We start from the raw sequence: 18,645 nt of genomic DNA on the forward strand, positions 1-18,645 counted from the left end.
GTGAACCGCGGCGCCCCGCTGGACTTACCAGCGATAGCCGGCGCGAACGTGCCAGCGACGACCTTGGAGGTCATAGGTCATCGTGTCGGTGTTCGCATCGGTATAGGACTTGACGAACGGCGCCTTCTTGTCGAGCAGGTTGTCGACACCGACAGCGAAGTCCAACTGCTTGCTGTAGGCGAACTTCAGCTGCGCCGAGTGGTAGGTGATCGCCGGTGCCTTGGCCCCGATGTCCGTCGGTGCGGCATTGATGTCGTCGGCCGAGCCGATGTACTGCAGCGTGTAGGCCCCCGACCATGCCCCCTTGGCCACCGTCAACGAAGTCAGCGAACGCCATTGCGTATAGCTGCCTCGACCGCCGGTGGTCTTGTTGGTGTAGTCGATGGCAGCGGCGCCTGGGAACGGACGAACCTGGTAGTTCTTCAGGTGCGACACCTCGGCATTGATCGTGCTCGTGAAACCGCCGAAGCTGAACTCGTACAGGCCGCCCAGGTCGAAGCCAGAGATTTTCTCATCGGCCGCGTTGACCGGTTGCGACGACAGGAAGTCGATCTCGCCCGTGGTCTTGTTGCGCGTGAAGCTGGAAGGGCTGCAGAAGATGTGCGTGAGGCCCGGCGTGTTGTAGCAAGTCGCCAGCTTCGTCGATCCGGCCACGCTCTGGATCGCGTTGGTCACCTTGATGTTGTAGTAGTCCAGCGTCAGGGTGAGGGTCTTCATTGGAGACCAGACCACGCCTGCGGTCATGGTCTTGGCGTCTTCAGGCTCGAGCTTGGGATTGCCGCCCACCGTGGTGAGGATGGTGTTGCCCAGCTGCTTGAAGCCTGCGGGAACGCCGGCCGCCTTGCAGTTCTGCGACACGACGGACGAGGTCGGTAGCGTGCTCCAATTGCTGCAGGGGTCGGTCGTCGTCAGGTTGCCTTCCGACACGCCGCCGTAGAGCTCGGGGATGTTCGGGACACGGAACGCCGAGGACACGTTGCTCCGGAACTTCAGGCTCGGCACGACTTGCCAGTCCAGGCCAGCCTTGTAGGTGCTCTTGGAACCGAACAGGCTGTAGTCAGAGAAGCGCGCCGCGGTGTTGAACTGCAGCGACTCGACGAAGGGGATGCGCTTGAGCAGCGGCACGGCGAGTTCCGCATAAACCTCGCGTGCCGTGTAGGTGCCGGAGATGGGATCTTGCCGGTTGGTGTTGGCCACGCCGATGACCGTCAGGTTGTCCGGGTTGCGCCAGCCGCTTTCCTTGCGAACTTCTGCACCTGCCGCAAATCCCACCGGACCGGCAGGCAGCGTGAACAGCTCGCCGCTGATGTTGGCGCTGACGCTCTTCTGGTCGTTGCCGCCAGTGTCGCGCGTCGTCGCAAGGATGTAGCGCAACACCTCGGGTGTCAGGTTGCCGTAGCCGAGGTAGTTGCCGCACGGAATCGCGGCGCCAGGTGCCGTACTGCACTTGGTGCGGTCCAGCGTCTGATCGACCCGGTCAAGGTTGGCCACGTTGGTCGTGCCGTCTACACCGGTGTTGCGTCCCCAGTTGACTGCCGCGGACCAGTCCCAGTTGTCGCCAATGCTGCCCTTCACGCCGGCCACGACGCGGAAGATGTTCGATTCCTGCGAGAAGGTCCGGGTGCCAGCCTCTTCAAGTCGCCGGCGCTCGAGCACGAGGCTCTGGCCGGTGGGGTTGGTGGGATGGTTGGCCGCGATGTTGATGGTGCGGTAGACGCCGAGCGAACCGGGGGTGGCCAACTGGTTCGACTCGCGGTGCGAGAACAGCATCTCGGTGAACAGCTGGGTGTCTTCGGTCAGCTTCACCGTGCCGAAGGCGCTCAGGCCCAGGCGCTTGATCGGATTGACCGCGTTCAGCGCCGGGTTGCTGTTGTAGTTGTGCTTCGCCGCCGAGTACGGCTCATACGCGCTCGGATTGCCGCCGGGCGTCTGGTTGAAGTTGACACGCGTCCCGTCGGCGAGGCGGGCCCGCCCACCGATGGTGGCGGAGCTGCCCACGCATTCGAGCTTGCCGTTGACTTCACCCAGGCCGCAGGGTGCGCGGGTGGCCATGTTGATGGCGCCACTCTCTGAATAGTTGATGCCGGTCACGAGCGAGCCGCCAGCGGCCTGCAGTCCCCACGTCAGGTCGATTGCTTTTTCATCACCGTCGCCGCGGGTGGTCTCTCCGTAGCGCACGGAGGCTTCCACGCCCTTCAGACCGGTCTTGGTGATGATGTTGACGACGCCGGCGACCGCATCCGCGCCATAGATCGCCGACGCGCCGTCCTTGAGCACCTCGATGCGCTCGATCATGGCGACCGGGATCATGTTCAGGTCGACGGAGCTGTTGGCACCGGTGCCGCCGTTGACCACGCGGCGGCCGTTGAGCAGCACCAGGGTGCGGTTGATGCCCAGGCCGCGCAAGTTGACTTGGGTCGTGCCGTAGCCGTTGCCGGTCCAGTAGGCGCTGGTCTGGTTGCCGGCGGTGCCGGCCGAGGCGGGCAGCCGCTGCAAGAGGGTTTCGGCGGAGATGGCGCCCGTGCGCTGGATGGTTTCGGCATCGATCATGGTGACCGGGCCAACACCGGAGATCTGGGCCTGCTTCAGGTTGATGCGGCTGCCGGTGATTTGCACCTTGTCCAGTGACGTAGGTGCAGCGCCGGCGTCAGCGGCGGGAGCTTGGGCCGACGCGCTGTTGACGAGAAAGAGGACGGCGGCAGCGACTGCCGTTTGGGTAAGTCTGATGGGCATCATGTACATCCAGTTGGGTGCCTGGCGTCGCCGATTCAGTGGCCGGACGCGATTCAAGGCACCTGCGAACAGTTGTTCGTTGGCGAGTACATGGCGAAGGACGAGCCGGAAGGAATTGGGCTCGAAACGGGGGCGCGATGAGAGAGCCGGCCGTCTATCGACGCATGCGACTCAGCCAAACCTTGTGCCAGCAGTAAGTGCGTGCGCCATCGCGCTCGCAGCCTGCCGGCGGCGGTGCTGAGTCAGCTGGCTCTGGGTGGGCGTTCCTGCCCTGACAGCAGAAATTCCGCTCTCGGTCCCAGGGACTCGGGGAGGAGGGTGAGCGGAAGCGGGAGCGCATCGGTCCCGACATCCGCGTTCATAGCCATGACCGGGCAGGTACCGCAGCCAGAGCATTGGCTGCAGGGCGTCAGATCGCAGCAGTGGTCGCCTTGCTGATCGGCAGAAGCAGCCTTCGCAATCTGGACCTTCGCCTTTGCCTTGGGCTTGGCTTTGGCCATCTTGGCATGAACACCCGACGCGGCCGCGTGCTTGGAGACGCTCGCGCTCTGGGTTGCCTCCCGACGCAGTTCAGCGGACGTCGGAGCGGTCGTTGCCGAAGCAATGACCGCTGTCGCCGGTATCAAAACGGCGAACAAGACGAGGAGCCAAAAGGCGAGGAGCTTCATGCGGCGGCAAGTGAATGTGCTGCATTGCACCAAGCCGTCGGTTGCCTGTCTAGCTAGGGAGTTCCCCGCCGCCTTGGCGTGACTTTTGGCCGCAAGGCCGCAGCCGCCTTCTCCTAGGAGCCGGGGCTATGCCTGAGGTCACCGCCGGTTCACTTGGTCTTTGACGCGCACGCCTTCAACTGTGCTTCGTGGCGCTCTCTGCGCAATTGATTGATGTAGGGACTCGTATCCGCCCGTGGTCCGTGGTCGAGTTGCAGCACCAGTGGGTCCACACGACATTCGCCTTGTGCACCTGATGGGGGCAAGGAACTGGCATGTTGGGCAGGTTGGACAGCGGCCTGCTTGTCCTTCCGAGCCTTCTCGATGATCTGCCAATCAGGGCCTGCCAGCGCTGGTGCAGCGGCTGAAAGAGTGAATGAGCCGATGAGGGTGATGAGTAACTTCTTCATGATGAACTCCTTCGTGGACTGGCGGGGTACTGCCAGCACGCGCATTGATGAACCGGTGTCGCTCAGCGACCGGCGTAGAACTGATGAAACGGTGAGTTCGCGCGGCCCAGCTCGCCTCGGTACGGACGTGCTCAGACGCTCGCCGTGTGTTGGCGTAGTGGGGATGACGTGACCCAGCGCGCGTGTCTGCGCGGCTGGCCAACGGAGTCAACTCAGCGCGCGCTGCGGCAAGGGATCAAAGTCGGAAGCAGCAGTGTCGAATCGCAATGGGCGGCGCCGTCGTGCGCTGCAGGAACGACGCCTGCTCGGCTGCCGGGAGTGGCAAGGCGACAAGGGGTTGCAGCGGGAGAAGGATGGTCGAGACGATTGCGACAGCCGGTGTGACCGTCGGCACTTCTGGCTTGTCCAGCGACGACTTGCCGTCAAGGCAATGCGCGTGGCAAAGACCGAGGCTGGCAGCGTCCGGCTGATCGCAGCCAGGCATCTTCGATGCTGGTGCCTGGTCAGCAACCCAACTATCGGGGGCGCCCTCGCTTTGAAGGTCCGGACAGGAATATGACGCCACGGCCGCCTGCATGAACAGCATGCTGAACAGCGCGATGAGCGCGGTCAGGATGCGGTGATTGCGGGACGTTTTCATGTTCATAGATTAGGTCGTGGCTACCGGCTTTTCCTTACGTTTTCAGCCTGCCAGGCCAAGGCTGAGGAGCCAGTTCTTCCACTGTAGACCTTCCCATAGCAGGAAGGTCAAGCCCCATTGCAGGGCGCCCGATCGACCACGTCACCCTGTGTGAGGCATCGGCGCGCGATATGCCGACAATTTGCTGCGGCCGGCCGCGTCCGAGACCCTCCCTGCAGCAGCTCCAGGAGATTGGCCCCGAAGACGAACCGTCCGGGATACGCCGATCCTCAATCCGCTCAGCTTCAAAATGACCGGCGTGCGCCACGGCTCGATGCCGGCCAGGCGCCGAGTTGCCGCTAACCTTGTTGCCACCCATTCAAAGGGAGAGTGCAGGTGTGTGAGACGGTCATCGAGAAAGAACATGCTTCGCGTATCGCGAGGCGGGCGTTGGACCACGCGCCGGAATGAACGCCGCGACCGCCGCTCCCGGGCTTCTCGGCGACACCTCGGCGCGGGACTACGCGCGCAAGTTGACGCTCTTCAACGCGTTCGCCGCGCCGGAGATCCGCCTGGCGATTGCGAGTCTTGCTCTTGAACCCGGCATGCACGTCCTCGATGCGGGGTGCGGCACGGGCGAGGCACTCGGCTGGTTGTCTGCGGCGGTGCAACCTGGAGGCACGGTTGTCGGCATGGACCTGTCGACAGCACACGTGACTGCGGCGCATTCCCGGGCGCCCGAAGGCTCCCTGGTCATCCAGGGTGACCTGCAGCGTGCACCACTGGCCGCCGCGAGCTTCGACGTCATCTGGTCCTCCAACACCTTCAACCATTTGCGTGACCGTCTGGAAGCCGTGAAGGCGGTGTCGGGCCTACTTCGACCAGGTGGGCGGATCGCGCTGGCACAGAGCGCGCTGCTGCCGGACATGGTCTTCGCCTGGGATTCGCGGCTGGAGCGGCTGACGAACGAAGCGGTGCGGCGCTACTACCGGGATCGCTATAGCCTCGAAGAACGCGACTTGGCCGATATCCGGGCCATCGTGGGCCTTCTTCGATCGGCCGGTCTTCGGCGCGTCAACGCGCGCACCTTTGTCATCGAGCGCGTGACGCCGTTGCGTCCGGAGGACGAAGGCTACCTCCTCGAGGCCATCTTCCAGAAGACGTGGGGAGCACGGCTGAAGCCCTATCTCGCGCAAGACGACTACGAAGAACTGTCCCGACTTTGCGATCCTCAGCATCCGGAGTTCGCGCTGCGGCGTCCGGACTTCCACTTCCTGCAGACCTTCACTTTGGTGGTGGGCGACGTTTGACGGGCCGTCACGTCAATCTAGACCGAGGAGATCTCTCAGGCGAGCCTTGATGCCGGCCGGGTGGGCAGGTTTAGCAGTCAGTTGGCAGGAAGCATCGTCACGCAGGCTGTCGGTCCAGACCAGCAGGCCTTTGAGGTCGTCAGGTAGGGACGACCGCCTTGCAAGATTGACCCAGCAGGTGGTGTAGTGGACGCGATCGTTTTGCGCATTGGCATCTCGATGAGCCACCAGCGCATCGATCAACGCGGGCGCTTGGTCAGGCGCGCTCAGTCGCCAGTAGCCAACGAGAAAAATGTCGGAGAACACCTCGCGCCATTGCTGTGTTGCCGGCTCTTCAGTGGCGGCCAAGTAGCCGTTGATGTCGGACACCTTGGTCGCTTGGACCGGCGCTATCGAATGCGTGGCGACTTTGCGGCTGGACGCGAGAGCCAGATCGCGCCACGTGTCGACGCAATGGCCCAGCTCATGGATAGCAACGCCCCGGACCCACAACGCTGGATCCACACCGGAGCCGCCCCCGAAGCCGGCATGAATTCGGTTTGGTGAAAAGTTGAGGGTACAAAAGCCTGACCCCAGACCCATCGACGCGACCGAAGCCTCTGGCACGCGCACACTGGTCAGAGACCAGCTCTGATCGACGCCACCGAGGACCACGTTGACGCCAAAGGTGTCACTTGCAAGCTGCCGGATCGCTTCGAAACCCCCTGGATCGGCGGCATAGGCTTCGCGTTCGAGCTGGAACGAGCGCTTGGAAGCGGACTGGATGATCAGCATGGCCGAATCGGGCACCAGCATGGAAACAGCGACGGCAAACGCACCTGCTGTTGAGCAGAGCATCCGCCGCTGCCAGCGCGTGGCCGTTGAGACCTCGTGATCAAAGATGCTCAAGGTCGCCGCGGTCGCGTAGCCGAGCAAACCAGTCAGTCCCAGGGTCACGAGATAGAGCACTGGCTGCGGGGCGAGAAGCCAGCTCAGGTTGCATAGGGTCGCCAGCACCAAGGACCAAGCCGCCAACAGCAAGCCCCCTCGCAACAGGTTGGGAGACTCCTCGCACATGCGCAGGCATCGCAGGAGATGGCTCTTCTGGTCCGGATTCAGCCTGTGCAGCTGCTCATATTCGTCGAGACGCGCCTTGAACTGCCACTTCCACCCCGGTCCGCGGTCGATTGCCTGTTGTTCAAGGCCGGCACCAATTTCATGCGGCTGGATGTCCGCCACCACCCTCAGGACGGCAAAGAGGTAGCGGACGCGGTCTTCGTTCGGTACCCGGGCCGCTCGGGTTGATGACTGACGCTTAGCGAACGCGGCCACGGGAGGGGCGGGGCTTGCGCGGCGCCGGCACCGCTTCTTCCGGCGGATCGCCCGCTGGATCAAAAAGGGAGCCCGGTGTCACGGCAAGGCTGGTTGCCAGCGCGTGAATCATCGTCAGCGTCGGATTGGCCTGGCCCGTCTCGATGCGGCTCATGTAGGTCCTGAACAGCCCACAGCGCTCGGCCAGGTCTTCCTGGGTCATGCCGGCAAGCAGCCGCAGCTCCTTGATGCGGGAGCCGAAAGCCTTCTGGGGAGCAATTGCACGTGTGGACACGCGCGCACTTTCCAGAAAGTACACTCATTCATACACACACTAATTCGTACATTTCGGCGCGCGCTGTTTTGGCCGATGTTCCCGTTCGGATGTTTTCATCAGGTCATACATCAAGGAGGATCCATGACCGTTCCACATCACGCTTCCACGTCATCGGTGTCTGCTCGGTTCTTGCAAGCGCTCGCCAGCGCTGCAGGGCTGTTTCTGGTGGCCTCAGGCCTGGCGGGATGCGCAAGCACCACGCCCACGCGGGAGACGAGCCAAGCCTATGCGATCTATGACGTGAAGGCCCCCGACGTGGCGCCTGCACGCCTTGTGGAAGCGGTCAAAGTCGGCCTGCAAAAGAACATGAGCGCGGTCCAGATCAACAACGGCATCCCGCCCTCGCCGCTGCCTCAACGAGCGCCAAGGTTTCAGCTGGCGTCGCCGCTCAAGGGCACCGGTCTCGCCGCGCTTGCCGCAGTTTCCGGCCAGTCCCTGCAGGTGCCCACCTGTGAAGGCGCGATCATGACCGCCAACGGCCGCGACACGTCGATGTCCAAGTACGGCGAGGGGACGACGTTTTTCGCCTGCGTGATGCCCTACGAGGGCGGGTACTCGGTGAACATCTATTCGACCTTCACGAAAGCGTCCGGCGCGTTCAGCGCGGCGACCTTGGGCGCCACGCTGGCGCGGACTGTCACTGGTGATTCGAGCCAGTTCATTCCGCGCACGATCAACGACATCGTCAACGGAATCAAGGCGACCGGAGCGACCGTCACGCTGACGGAGGCCTATCCCTAACAACGAGGGCGCTAGGTCGATTCGGACGTCTGGGCCGTCACGCTTGATCACAATGCATGCTTTGGCATTTAGAGCATGCCCATGGCCGCTTGGCAGTTCGATGTTTTGGCAGTCTTTGACGGCAGCACCTCACTGCCGCCACCGCTCCGCCGTCGGGCGGAGAAGCTGCTGGCCGAACATTACGGCCAACCGTCGGAGATGTTCAAGGACTTTCGGGTCTACGGAGGGGCTGGGGGAAACCGGATCGACCTGATCACCAGCGACGACGGTTGTGGCGAGCTGTGGATGCGGGTGGACGCCCGAGCGGAAATCGACACGTTCATGCGTCAGGTCGTGATCCTGATGATCGAGATGGAGTGCTCTCTCAAGGTGGCCGAGACCGGGCACCACATGCCAGCCGAGATCGACTTGTTCAACCAGGCGCTGCAACGGTCTGACGCATGGAAGTTTGTGCTCGGCGCTGCCCCGTCGTCAGATGCGGTTTGATGCCGTCCAGACGAAAGGGCAGGGGAGTGTTAGCGCGTGCGTCTCAGGCAGGCAGCGATCTTCGTTTCGCGAGTTGCACATAGCGCTCATGCGCCAGGCCCAGGACAAACGAGGCCTTGCTGAGGCGTGACATCGAGGCGGCGTCACCCGGCCGGACTCGTGCCAGAGCCGCGCTGTAGATACGCTGTGCGGACAAGACGCGCCGATTCGCTTGTAGCAACGGACTGGGTGTCATGAAGCCTCCCGAGCCAGAACCCAGCATAGGCGGCCTCGTGAGGAAGGTGAAGCGGCTGTTACATCGGTGCCGTCGCTGCAGCGCTCAGGTGTGACCTAACTATCACTTCACCGGCTCTGGTCGACGATCATCCGCAAGTCGTAGTACCGGCCGCTCCACCGCAACGAGTACAAGAAATATGGGTCCAGGATGGTCACGCCGCGGTGAGGCTTGAAGTCCAGCGTGGGAATCTTGAAGGACTTGTTCTGGGCGACCTCGGTCATCAGGCTGAATGTCTCTGCCAGTAGCTCACGATCTGGACCCTTGTCATCGGCAACGAGCCGCGCGGCACGTTCTTCCAATGAGTCGCGCTGTGCCACGAAGGGAATGTTGATCCTCGGCGGGCTCAAACAGAGTGTGGCAACGGCCAGCTCGTTCATCGTCAGGGTTCCCTCGCCCTTGGCGCGGAAGACCCTGGGCGCCGCAGGCTTGGGCGTGTTCTCGAGCAAGTAGATGCTGGCGCTGTAGTCCACGGACCGGATCGTTGTGCCGAACACCGCATTGAGCTGGTCCAGCCGAACCTGGAAGCGTTCCGGGGCGGGTCGAGCCTCGCTGATCTCCAGCTCCTTGCACAGATCCAGGCACAGACGCTGCATGAGCTGCGGACTGCCGGCTGACTCGTCTGCAATCGCGAGCAGCGCGGATTCGTTGATGATCACGTTCAGCTTCTCGAAGCCCTTCATAGCAATCGATACCAGGTCCTCGGCGGACCAGTAACTGAACTCGATACGCTCGATGCGGCCGGACAGGTCGGGCAGATTGGCGATCGGATCGTCGGCCATGTGCGGCACCTCGGCCAGCACGATCTTGACGTTCTTTTCCGCCGCGGCCTTGAGCTGAGCCGCCACATACCTCTTCATGGTCGAAGGGATGGTGTGGAAGTCGTCGATGAACAAGAACCGCCCCTTGCGCAGCAACTCGTCGGTCGCCGCACCGAAGAGGTCGTCTTCGATGGCGTGCTCAAACGATCGCTCTTGGGAGGTCTTTCCGGAGCCGCCGATCTTGCCGCCCAGGCTCACGACGCCCAGTTCGAGACCGACTTCGCCTTCGACCTCGGCGCCTTTTTCCATCGTCGTTTGGGTGGTGGCCTTGCGGTCTACCCGAACTTCCAGCTTTGCGGACACGATCCGCCACAGCGACTCCTCGCTGTATAGCGAGGATCCAGGCACTTTCACGAACTGGGCCTCGGGGATCATGCGGTGCAAGGCAACGGTCTTGCCCGACTTGGAGGGGCCCGATACCTGGACGATCATGCCGGGCCTGTTGAAGGCCTCGGTGATCTCGTTCTCCGGGTCCCGCAAACGCTTTGACACCGGGTCGGTGAACCGACGATGGACGTAGGTATGCGTGGGGAATCCCCCAGCGATGAACACGTCGAAGCGTGACGGCATGATGGCTCCCCTGGATGGTCTTGTCGTCGATAGGTTAGCGACAAAGCTTGCTACGCATAAGTGGGGGCTGCAACCCTCAAACTGCTGAGGCTCGAGACCAGGGATCAGGGCTGCGCCGTCGCGGCATGAGCATGCGGCAGCAAGCGGGTGATCGATGTGCGCTCGAGGTCCAGCACGACGACGACCACCCGTCCCTCCTGTGCAGATCGACTGGACGCAATGAGCTTGGTGCGGAACTCTTCGGGGCTGGTGGGGGCTCTTTTGCCGCGTCCCGATGATCTCGGCAGCTTGGATTTCAGGACCTGACGGCCGAACCAGAGGACCAGGTAAATGCCGCGGCGCTCGGCCGCGTAGTCAGCGGTGTAGAGCCTGTCGAGCTGGGAGTCGGCGGCGGTCCAGACGTCGGCATGCCACTGCCCCTTGATCTCGACGGGAAGCCGCATACCGGCCAGGATCCCGATGATGTCGGCACGCTTGTCGTTCGCCAGGTGCCCCTCCGGCAACATTTGAATTGACTCGGGCCTGGGGCCCAGCATGACCAGCAAGTAGTCACGACAGATTTCTTCGTTGTGTGGACCCGTCGGACCGTAGAAACCCCGCCATGAATCGGCCGGGTCCGAGCGAACCCGCGCTTGCACCTCTTCGAGAAGGCAGAGCACGGTCGATTGCAGGTCTGCCACCGTGGACGGCGGCTGGGCACGCACGATGGCTCCTACGCTGGCGAGCGTGGGTGGGCGGTATCGCTCTTCCGTGGCTTTTGTTCGCTGCTCGGCCGCCAGCACCTTGAGGTATTCCGTGTGGCTGTCCTCGGGCGCATTGCGAAGTGCGGTCAATCCGGATATCGCTTCGTCAGATGTCATCTCTGCCAACCGGTCCGCCACGTCGGACAGGAACTCGGACGCCGGCGCGCGGGTGTCGTCGCCGGTGTCGCTCCCCCTACGCCCATGGGGGAAGACACCCCGGAAAGTAGCGAGCAGCCACGTGAGCTGAGCCGGCGAAAGCGCAACGCTGAACCGGCGGTTTCGGCTGCTGGCAGATCGGCTGCGAACCGCCATGATCAGTTCGGCGTCGGCTCTGGCCCAGCCTGACAGTTGGGACTGGTACGAGTCGAAGTTGGCGACGAACTGCACGGCCTGCCAGTTTCGTCGACGCTCATCGCTCAGCTGCTGTTTCAGCCGCGCTTGGGCCAGCGAGATCAGCGCTGTGAACCTACGGGATGCGATGAGACGGTCGATGAGCGTGGCCTCGGGCTCCCCGGCCATGTCAGGTATCTCTTGGAGCCACTGAAGGGACTGATCAGCCGCCTGCTGATCCGACAGGTCGTCCCAGACCATGGAGTGGAGTTCAGACACGTAGCTGCGCCGTGCCTCCAGCTGGGGGCGGATCCATATCGCCAACGTCGGCGCGACGAGACCTCGTGACTTCGCCTCGGCTTCGACGGCGTCTTGCAGCGTCGGCAGCTTGGCGTGGTCGTCGATCCGCGTGTCCCGCAATTCCAGGAAGCAAGCGGCAATCCTCTCGTCGCTGATCCCATCGAACCCGCGTCCGGTGCGCAGCCGCTCGGCGATGGCCGCGACGATGATGGCGCCCGTTTGCCACCGCTTGGACTCGGCATGGCTGGCGGCCATGGTGGCCGGGCTCAGGGCGGTACCGTTGTGGAGGAAGGCCTCAAATCCTTCCAAAGCGGCCGCGGTGATTTGGGGGCCCAGCCACTGGGTGAGGCGCTCGACCGGCGTCGCGTCATGGTTCAGATCGTGAAACTTGTCGAGGTAGGCGCTCGACAGGTCGATCATGGGTTGAAGTTGCCCGCTTGCGATGGCGGTCAGCTTCTTGCCGAAAGTCGCACGATGCTGCTGCCATTGAACGGCCTGTTTTGCGGCGCGCCTGCGTTTCTCCTGCTCTTGCTTGATCTCCCATTCAGGCGTCCGGGGTTCAGCCAACCGGTCGATCCAAGCCTGCATGTCGGGCCGGTTCTGCACGAAGCGTTTGGCTGCGTCACGCGGGCCCTTGCCCGCGCTGTCGGAGTGGCGCACCAGCGTCAGCAGATCGCGCCAGCGCTTGTCAGACCGGTTTGTCGGGTCCAAGCTCTCAAGAAGAGCCACGATGTCGTCGTCGGTGTAGCCGTAGCCGCTGGAGCGGCTTTCGAGGCGCCACCCTCGCTGATAGATCGTCTTCGGACCTGGCTCTTCAAGCAGCACCAGGCGCTGAATGGGGCGGCGGAGGTCAGGGCGGTTCTTGATGAATTCATGCACCCTTACCCGTTCTGAGCCACCGTAATACGTGTCGGTGTGAAAAGGCTTGAGCCACCTCCACAAATCCAAAGCCTCAACCGGTTGCCATGCAAGCCGCCTGGCGATAAGCCTATACGCAAGGTCGGTCAGCTCGTGATTGCCAGCCCGCTCGAACCGGCTGCTCGGAGGCGCCAACAGCTTGGCCAGCTCATCCAGGATGCCGCTGACGCGTGCGTCGGGAGCGATCCGGACCATCTTCGAAAACAAGCCGATGGTCCTGTCGTTGCGCTGTGCGTGGCTGACGACCAACTGCGCGATGTCCGCATCACTGAACGGCCCGAAGCCCTTTTCCTCGACGACGTCCAGAGCAAGCCGCACGCCGTCATCTCCGGCACTTCGCAGCGCTTGAACAAGTTCAGGGAGGTTCGTGCGCGAGGAATCGATCAGCACGTCGCAGACGCGAGATCGGACGGCGAAGGCCTCCTGTGGGTCGATTGCGATGTGCATGCAGGCATCGAACAGCGGATCGGCAATACCGGAGCACCGGACGGCGCCGAGCAGCAGCATGCGCAACCGCAGCGGGGTGCTCCTCTGGCTGACCAGGCCAAGCACCCGATCTAGATGGAACGGCTGCGCCACGCTGGATATCGTGAACCGTTGCCAAGGCCCTTTGAGGAAGTTGGGGTCTTCCCGTGCAGCCTGTTCCAACGCATCCAGCAGCAGACCGGCCTGGGCTCGATCCAGGGAATCAGCGTCGCCGTATTCGATGACGCCCATGGGATCTTTGCCGATGACCTCAGCGGCCAGGTCACCGTGATGGGTGGCCAGCCAGGCGTGAAGGCCTCGAAGCGACGACGGCACGACGTCATGCGAGTGGAAAAGGGCCAGCAAGCGCTTGCGCTTCATCACCGTGGAGCATTGCTTCGCCAGCCACCGCGCGCCGAGATATTCCCCGATGCGCCGGTGGCAGTAGCTGAAACGACTCGCCGCGCCAACTGTGGCGAAAAGCCGGGTGCCCAAGACCGGCCGCAACTCCGAGGCCATGGGCAGCGCCGCCGCCTCCGCAAACGCTATTTCTCCATCTTCCGAGTTGGCCGTGGCCACCGTCACAGCGTCGCTGCCGGTCAGGATCAAGGCCGCGAATGCAGCGCCGGCGGCATCCAACGCTGCCTCCATGCTCGGCTGGCGTTCGATCTTTTCATCGCGGTGTTCAAAGCGCAGCACATCTGCGGCGCGCCGGAAGAGGGCCTCCTTGGTGTTGGGAAGCGGACCCGCCTTGGCGACACTGGCGATCATCTCCAGCGTTTGAGGGTTGGCCAGGAGCCCGCCCAGTCCGACGCCTTCGAAGTGCTCGACGACAGCGACCGCGGCGGCTTCGGTGCCGAGCTTGCCGGTCAAGATGGCAAGGACCTCGTCATCGTCGAAGGCGCACATGTGCATCACCGACACTTCGGGCTCTGCGTAGACCTCATGGATCGCGGCAACGGCGGTTGCGTTGCGCCAGTCCGCTACGCGGCACGACAGCACGAACCGTGGGTATCCCAAGTCACCGAGCCGCTGAAGAACGAGGTCAACGGCGTCCCCGTCTCCCTGGACGCTGAGCTCGTCGAGGGCATCAATGACCACCGTCGTGGCGTCGCCAAGCAATCGAGCCGCATCCAGCCGGGTGTTGTTCAACTTGCGCGCGGTGCAGTAGACATGGCCCGGCTGCTGTCCCAACCAGCTGAGCAGCTCGGTCTTGCCCATGCCTGCCTCACCCAGAACGACGAACGAGTCTGTTCGGGACGGCAAAGCGGCTTGTTCAACGGTCACCGCTCCATCCGTGGACTCATGCCAGAGCTTTCGAGGGAGGGTCAATTGCGGCATCTGATGCAGGGGCTCGTTGGGGGGTAATCGTCAGGGGGCCATCACCCCTGCGTGCCGGCAGCCCCTGGGCTGCTGTTGGAAAGGCCACGCTCGAACTTAGCCTTCACGGCATCACGAGGCACGTCGATGTAGCGCAGCGCCGAGCTGGCGTCGCGCCACCCAACGTGCTCCATCAGCTCCTTCAACTCCCATCCATTGGCGCTGGCCCAGCCCGCGAAACCTCGCCGCAGGGAATGACTCGAATAGGTGGCGGCCTCGGCAGTCCCGGCCTCAGCGAGGATGCGACGAAGCAACGGAAGGATGGCTTGGCTCGCCATGTGAGCGGCGGAGATGTTGCCCCAGCGGTCGATGCCGGGGAACACCGGCCCGGACGTGCGGCCACTGAGCTCGATCCAATCGATGTAGGCGTCGACCGGGCACAGCCTCGAAAGGGCAGGGCAGTAGAAGCTCCGGTCTTCGTCCTCGTCGGTCGTCTTGGTCCGGCCTGGCCGGCAAGTCAGTCCTTGACCCCGCACGGCTTGCACTTCCGAAATCCGCATGCTGGCAAGCTCGTCTGACCGAAAGGCTCGCCAGAAGCCGAGCAGCACCAGCGCGCGGTCCCGGCTTAGGCGCAGCTCCTTGGTGCGGTTCCCCTGCTGGCGCGCAGCTGCCTGGGCAGCCAGCAGCCAGTTGGAGACGTCCTCAAGAACATCCAGCAGCAGCGGTCTGGCGCGTCGTTGAGCCGTCGCATGCTTGGAGCGGATGCCGCGGAGCACCTTGTGGACGAGTGGCGCCCGCGTTGGGTCGGGGAACCCGTTGTCCGCATGCCACCGGGACAGCGCGGCGATGTGCAGCCGTAACGTGCTGAGTCGGTAGGTGGTCGCGTGCTCGGCCAGGTAGCGGGCTACGGTGTCGCTCGTGCTGGGCAGCAGGCCCTTCCAGACTTCCTCGAAGTTTTTGAGGGCACTGGCATAGCTCCGAACCGTGTTCTCACGGTCAGCGGCAAGCACATAGTCTTCGACCTTCGCGGGCATAGATCGGAATTCTGTCTGATGGTGCTCCTGCGATCGACACACGGCCTCCGATGCTGCCTCGGCAGTGCCAGAGTTGCTCAGCCCGCTGGTCTGCGCGGATGGGCATCTCGCCACTGGTGCGCGCAAGTCGCACTCGCGCTGTACAAAAGCACAGTATATGCACTGCCGCTGCATTTGCGCGGAGGTCAACCGCTCGCGTTCAGGCGATCCCCCGCATGTTGTCTACGCCGGCTTTCTAGTCTCGCCGAGGAAGTCGGCGCGATGCGCGTCAATTTGGTGGCGCACGTGACCATCCCAAGCGACCCTTTTTGGCCTTTGCGCGCAGCCAGCGCCGCGCCGGTCTCAATCCTCTGTGTGACCACCGAGAGGTTGACCGCGTCCGCGCAGACTCCTCAATTGGAGGGACTACTCATCGCTCCGGGGGCGCCGTCGCGTTGTGCCGGCTCGAAGTTGGCGTCGACGCGTTCTTTGGCGCATGCGCGGATCGGTGATCCCGTGGGAGCGCAGCTCTGCGTCCAGCGTTCGAACAAATCTCAAGAAGCTGATGTCCAGCGCAGCTATCCAGTCTCTCAACTGAATGACGTCGAGGCGCCGCTCGCCTCGCTCGACCTTGCTGACCGTTGCCTGACTCTTGCCCAGCAGGACGGCAAGGTCGGTCTGCCGCAGCCGCTTCCGCTCGCGCAGGCCCCTGAGCATGTCCAGGAAGATGGTGTTGTGTCGGCTGTGGAGAGTCTTGCCCATGAGAACCTTTCGGGCGACACGCTACGCGACCGTCCGGAATATTCGGAAAGGGAATTCATCTCCCAACGCCGTGCTCGGCGATCTGCGCCGCTGGTTGGGAAGTGCTTCGGCCGTCTGAGGCATGGGTCCGTCCATCCGCTACACTGTATGAATTAGTGTGAGTGCGATTGAGTGTACGTTTGTGCAGAGACCGCCTGAGCTCGAGCGGCATCAGCCGTCCGTTGTCGACGATGGCGCGACCCCCGTGCGCCTGAACGCCGAAAGGCATCGTCTCAGCGGCGAGAGGCCGCAGGCTCACTGGCCATCTCGATCGGCCGTTCGTCGTCGAAACCGAATGCTCGCTCGATCAATCAGCCCGCGAACCGAGCTTCGATTTCGCGCCAACCGCGCAGGCAAGAACTGCTACTGCGCGGTGTAGCCCTCGCGAGGACGGTTCTTGCCGTGCGTCCTGCATGGTGTTGAAGTAGCTACTACACACGAAAGTAGCTACTGAAGCCCGGCGCTGCTGCGGAAAAGCGAACGGGCGACGACATGGCCGAGAAACTCTGTCCAGGCGTCGTCGCTCACGTCAATGGCTCCCAGGAGTCCTACTCGGATGGCGTTGGCGCGCAGCAGCGCGACGGCCATACGGTCCTCTTCGGGCGAAGCAAGGAGCTTGTAAAGGCGGCCCGACGATGTAGCTAGGGTGCGTCGCTTCAGGTCCACGGCGCTGACGGGCGACGTGACCCGAACAGTTTGTCCATCGCGGTACGTCATCAAGTGAAGAGCGCCGGCGGGCGCCTGAAAGAGGCGCCACGACAGAACGTCCACTGTCGCCTGGTCATCTACAGGCGGGGCATCACGCTCATTCACGAAGAAGATCATGCCGTCAGAGATCACGCTGGCCATGCATGCTTTGCGCCTGGTCGCGCGGACTTCCTGAGTTGCCGGGCAGCGGGCTGCCGCCGGCGGCGCGGCTTGAATTTCAGCAGCAATTCACGATCAGAGACTGCGGTATCCGGTTCAGTCGGCAGGCCTACATCTAGCGCTTGACCATCGGTGTCGATCAGTTGCAGGAACTGCTGTCCATCTTCAGCACTGGCGAGCCAGACCTCGCGAACTTCTCGGGACGTCCATTGGCCACATGGCGCTTTCCAGCCGGGAACCATGCACACCAAACCTGTGATCTCCCGAGCGTCCACGGTGGGTATGAAGCTGATGAGGTCGCTCTCCCAGGCGAAGATCATGGTGCGCACGAAGCTCATCCCGGCCTCGCCGTCAGGCACCTCAACCGACAGAAGGAACCACGGGGCGTGCAGAGACAGCTCCACTACACGCCAATAGCGCGCGTCGGGGTGGGCCAGGCCTTGTGGGATGGGGAACTCATAGGGTGGATAGGTGATGAACATGAAAGCTCGTGCGCAGAGGCGATGGGTGGGCGCTGCGAGGTTGGTAGCGATGTCCAAATGTTCTGACACCGCCTTTGAAACACCAAGGACTGGTGTGCAGTGCCACCGTGGTGCGATCGGGCAAACATTCAAATTCGGAATACCGCCTGATCTGCGCTAGCTTCTTGGGTAAAGCTCCACGCCGCGCGTGTGCCGCCACGAGGTAGCACTGTTCCGTTGGCATGCCGAATCGGAATTCAAACTTCGGGGTGCGATATTGGAAAAAGCCGCGTCCGGAAGCGGCGAGCATGCGACTCCCGAAAATCGGTGTGATGTCGACACAAGAAGAATATTTGCGATCGTTACGCGAAACGCGCGAGCTACTCGAGACCGTGACGCAAGAGCAGCGTCTGTCTATGGATCTCAGGCGCGGCGCGCAGGCTGCGCTCAAGGGCTTCCCGCACGAGACGGACATCACCGTCTGGTTGGAAGGCGCGACTCATATTCCCACGGCGGCGTGGGGCGTGGCGTTTGCAGCTGGGCGGCTCATGTTGGTGGTCCTGCAGAGCACACTTCCGGTCGACGACCCACTGCGGAGGTGGGCGCATTTTGCGGAGCGACATTTCCCTGAAGCGAGATGGCTTCCTGAGGGGAGTGCAGGGTCCGAAAGATGGGCGCCCTCGTTCTTGGACCCCTTGCGTGCCTTTCGACAAGAGTTGAAGGACTGACAGTTGTTGCTTGCCGGCGGAATCCGTGCAGTTGGCATGCGCGACGCGAGCACCGCAGCGCAGGTTCGAGTTCCGCTGGCTTGCCAGATATCCAACTGCTCTTGACCAATGCCGGGCCTCGCTCCAGCGGCATCCGCGCACTGGAGCTTGGTGGCGGGCACGAAGACGGGCTCGGCTAGGAAGCAGGCGGACGAATGCGGTCCAGGCTGGGCAGCTTGCACGCGGAGGCAGCGGCGTGCGCCAGGGTCTGCGGCAGATCGGCGGCAGGCCTGTCAGGCTAGCAGCGCATGAGGAGCGTGCAGACCAAGCAGCTCCCCACTCTGCAGGCAGGACCAAGTGCGGATTGCGCCGGCAGGGCGGCTCAGCGGCGGCGCACGGCCGACCAGGTCATCAGGCGACGG

Annotated in this window: 16 protein-coding genes; 4 read left to right on the plus strand and 12 right to left on the minus strand. The window is 63.1% G+C overall.

The annotated features are described in order from the left end of the window. Positions 1-24: 24 nt before the first annotated feature. The 4 genes from AC07VX_RS08305 to AC07VX_RS08320 form a co-directional block, all read right to left on the minus strand. Positions 25-2,733: a TonB-dependent receptor gene (locus AC07VX_RS08305; protein ID WP_493164245.1), complete on the minus strand. Its 2,709-nt coding sequence runs from the start codon at positions 2,731-2,733 to the stop codon at positions 25-27. 242 nt (positions 2,734-2,975) lie between these two features. Further along, entirely contained in the window at positions 2,976-3,401 is a 426-nt protein-coding gene (locus tag AC07VX_RS08310; protein ID WP_492688368.1) for a hypothetical protein, read from the minus strand. A gap of 149 nt (positions 3,402-3,550) precedes the next feature. Continuing rightward, positions 3,551-3,850, minus strand: a complete 300-nt coding sequence (locus tag AC07VX_RS08315) for a hypothetical protein (RefSeq protein WP_492688370.1) — start codon at positions 3,848-3,850, stop codon at positions 3,551-3,553. 235 nt (positions 3,851-4,085) lie between these two features. Beyond that, positions 4,086-4,490 carry a hypothetical protein gene (locus AC07VX_RS08320; RefSeq protein ID WP_492688372.1) on the minus strand — a complete coding sequence of 135 codons (405 nt, stop codon included), beginning with the start codon at positions 4,488-4,490 and terminating at the stop codon, positions 4,086-4,088. 446 nt (positions 4,491-4,936) lie between these two features. On the opposite strand from AC07VX_RS08320, the gene AC07VX_RS08325 reads away from it, so the two are divergent. Next, the gene (locus AC07VX_RS08325; protein ID WP_492688374.1) at positions 4,937-5,779 is read left to right on the plus strand and encodes a class I SAM-dependent methyltransferase; all 843 of its coding nucleotides are present in this window, start codon (positions 4,937-4,939) and stop codon (positions 5,777-5,779) included. Positions 5,780-5,791: 12 nt separating this feature from the next. Here the strand turns inward: AC07VX_RS08325 and AC07VX_RS08330 are convergent, their stop codons facing one another. Further along, positions 5,792-7,090, minus strand: a complete 1,299-nt coding sequence (locus tag AC07VX_RS08330) for a hypothetical protein (RefSeq protein ID WP_492688375.1) — start codon at positions 7,088-7,090, stop codon at positions 5,792-5,794. Next, positions 7,074-7,388: a helix-turn-helix domain-containing protein gene (locus tag AC07VX_RS08335; RefSeq protein WP_492688377.1), complete on the minus strand. Its 315-nt coding sequence runs from the start codon at positions 7,386-7,388 to the stop codon at positions 7,074-7,076. Before AC07VX_RS08335 ends, AC07VX_RS08330 begins: the two co-directional genes overlap by 17 nt. A gap of 99 nt (positions 7,389-7,487) precedes the next feature. Between AC07VX_RS08335 and AC07VX_RS08340 the strand changes: the two genes are divergently transcribed. Continuing rightward, positions 7,488-8,147 carry a hypothetical protein gene (locus tag AC07VX_RS08340; protein ID WP_492688378.1) on the plus strand — a complete coding sequence of 220 codons (660 nt, stop codon included), beginning with the start codon at positions 7,488-7,490 and terminating at the stop codon, positions 8,145-8,147. A gap of 81 nt (positions 8,148-8,228) precedes the next feature. Then, positions 8,229-8,633 carry a hypothetical protein gene (locus tag AC07VX_RS08345; protein ID WP_492688380.1) on the plus strand — a complete coding sequence of 135 codons (405 nt, stop codon included), beginning with the start codon at positions 8,229-8,231 and terminating at the stop codon, positions 8,631-8,633. Between the two features lie 342 nt (positions 8,634-8,975). Here the strand turns inward: AC07VX_RS08345 and AC07VX_RS08350 are convergent, their stop codons facing one another. The 6 genes from AC07VX_RS08350 to AC07VX_RS08375 all read right to left on the minus strand — a co-directional run bounded on the left by AC07VX_RS08350 (position 8,976) and on the right by AC07VX_RS08375 (position 17,537). Beyond that, positions 8,976-10,298 carry a hypothetical protein gene (locus AC07VX_RS08350; protein WP_492688381.1) on the minus strand — a complete coding sequence of 441 codons (1,323 nt, stop codon included), beginning with the start codon at positions 10,296-10,298 and terminating at the stop codon, positions 8,976-8,978. A gap of 104 nt (positions 10,299-10,402) precedes the next feature. Beyond that, complete coding sequence (gene eruA, locus AC07VX_RS08355) at positions 10,403-14,395, minus strand: NACHT domain-containing antiphage protein EruA (protein ID WP_493164249.1); 3,993 nt, start codon at positions 14,393-14,395, stop codon at positions 10,403-10,405. 41 nt (positions 14,396-14,436) lie between these two features. After that, entirely contained in the window at positions 14,437-15,408 is a 972-nt protein-coding gene (locus AC07VX_RS08360; protein WP_492688384.1) for a tyrosine-type recombinase/integrase, read from the minus strand. A gap of 405 nt (positions 15,409-15,813) precedes the next feature. Then, positions 15,814-16,149 carry a helix-turn-helix domain-containing protein gene (locus AC07VX_RS08365; protein WP_492688386.1) on the minus strand — a complete coding sequence of 112 codons (336 nt, stop codon included), beginning with the start codon at positions 16,147-16,149 and terminating at the stop codon, positions 15,814-15,816. A 486-nt stretch (positions 16,150-16,635) separates the two neighbouring features. Beyond that, positions 16,636-17,037 carry a hypothetical protein gene (locus tag AC07VX_RS08370; RefSeq protein ID WP_493164251.1) on the minus strand — a complete coding sequence of 134 codons (402 nt, stop codon included), beginning with the start codon at positions 17,035-17,037 and terminating at the stop codon, positions 16,636-16,638. Continuing rightward, the gene (locus tag AC07VX_RS08375; protein WP_493164253.1) at positions 17,025-17,537 is read right to left on the minus strand and encodes a hypothetical protein; all 513 of its coding nucleotides are present in this window, start codon (positions 17,535-17,537) and stop codon (positions 17,025-17,027) included. The genes AC07VX_RS08370 and AC07VX_RS08375 overlap by 13 nt, the downstream gene beginning before the upstream one ends. A 311-nt stretch (positions 17,538-17,848) precedes the next feature. Here AC07VX_RS08375 and AC07VX_RS08380 point away from each other — a divergent pair, with 311 nt between their 5' ends. Beyond that, a complete protein-coding gene (locus tag AC07VX_RS08380) occupies positions 17,849-18,244 on the plus strand; it encodes a BPSL0761 family protein (RefSeq protein WP_493164254.1) in 396 nt (131 codons plus the stop codon). The last annotated feature ends 401 nt before the right edge of the window (positions 18,245-18,645 follow it).

This window comes from Roseateles sp. GW821-FHT03B02 (genome assembly GCF_059421025.1).

Bases quoted from the DNA above. Each gene is read 5' to 3' on its own strand.
- AC07VX_RS08305 (WP_493164245.1), bottom strand. From the start codon at position 2,733: ATGCCCATCAGACTTACCCAAACGGCAGTCGCTGCCGCCGTCCTCTTT.
- AC07VX_RS08310 (WP_492688368.1), bottom strand. From the start codon at position 3,401: ATGAAGCTCCTCGCCTTTTGGCTCCTCGTCTTGTTCGCCGTTTTGATA.
- AC07VX_RS08315 (WP_492688370.1), bottom strand. From the start codon at position 3,850: ATGAAGAAGTTACTCATCACCCTCATCGGCTCATTCACTCTTTCAGCC.
- AC07VX_RS08320 (WP_492688372.1), bottom strand. From the start codon at position 4,490: ATGAAAACGTCCCGCAATCACCGCATCCTGACCGCGCTCATCGCGCTG.
- AC07VX_RS08325 (WP_492688374.1), top strand. From the start codon at position 4,937: ATGAACGCCGCGACCGCCGCTCCCGGGCTTCTCGGCGACACCTCGGCG.
- AC07VX_RS08340 (WP_492688378.1), top strand. From the start codon at position 7,488: ATGACCGTTCCACATCACGCTTCCACGTCATCGGTGTCTGCTCGGTTC.
- AC07VX_RS08345 (WP_492688380.1), top strand. From the start codon at position 8,229: ATGGCCGCTTGGCAGTTCGATGTTTTGGCAGTCTTTGACGGCAGCACC.
- AC07VX_RS08350 (WP_492688381.1), bottom strand. From the start codon at position 10,298: ATGCCGTCACGCTTCGACGTGTTCATCGCTGGGGGATTCCCCACGCAT.
- eruA (WP_493164249.1), bottom strand. From the start codon at position 14,395: ATGCCGCAATTGACCCTCCCTCGAAAGCTCTGGCATGAGTCCACGGAT.
- AC07VX_RS08360 (WP_492688384.1), bottom strand. From the start codon at position 15,408: ATGCCCGCGAAGGTCGAAGACTATGTGCTTGCCGCTGACCGTGAGAAC.
- AC07VX_RS08365 (WP_492688386.1), bottom strand. From the start codon at position 16,149: ATGGGCAAGACTCTCCACAGCCGACACAACACCATCTTCCTGGACATG.
- AC07VX_RS08370 (WP_493164251.1), bottom strand. From the start codon at position 17,037: ATGGCCAGCGTGATCTCTGACGGCATGATCTTCTTCGTGAATGAGCGT.
- AC07VX_RS08375 (WP_493164253.1), bottom strand. From the start codon at position 17,537: ATGTTCATCACCTATCCACCCTATGAGTTCCCCATCCCACAAGGCCTG.
- AC07VX_RS08380 (WP_493164254.1), top strand. From the start codon at position 17,849: ATGTCGACACAAGAAGAATATTTGCGATCGTTACGCGAAACGCGCGAG.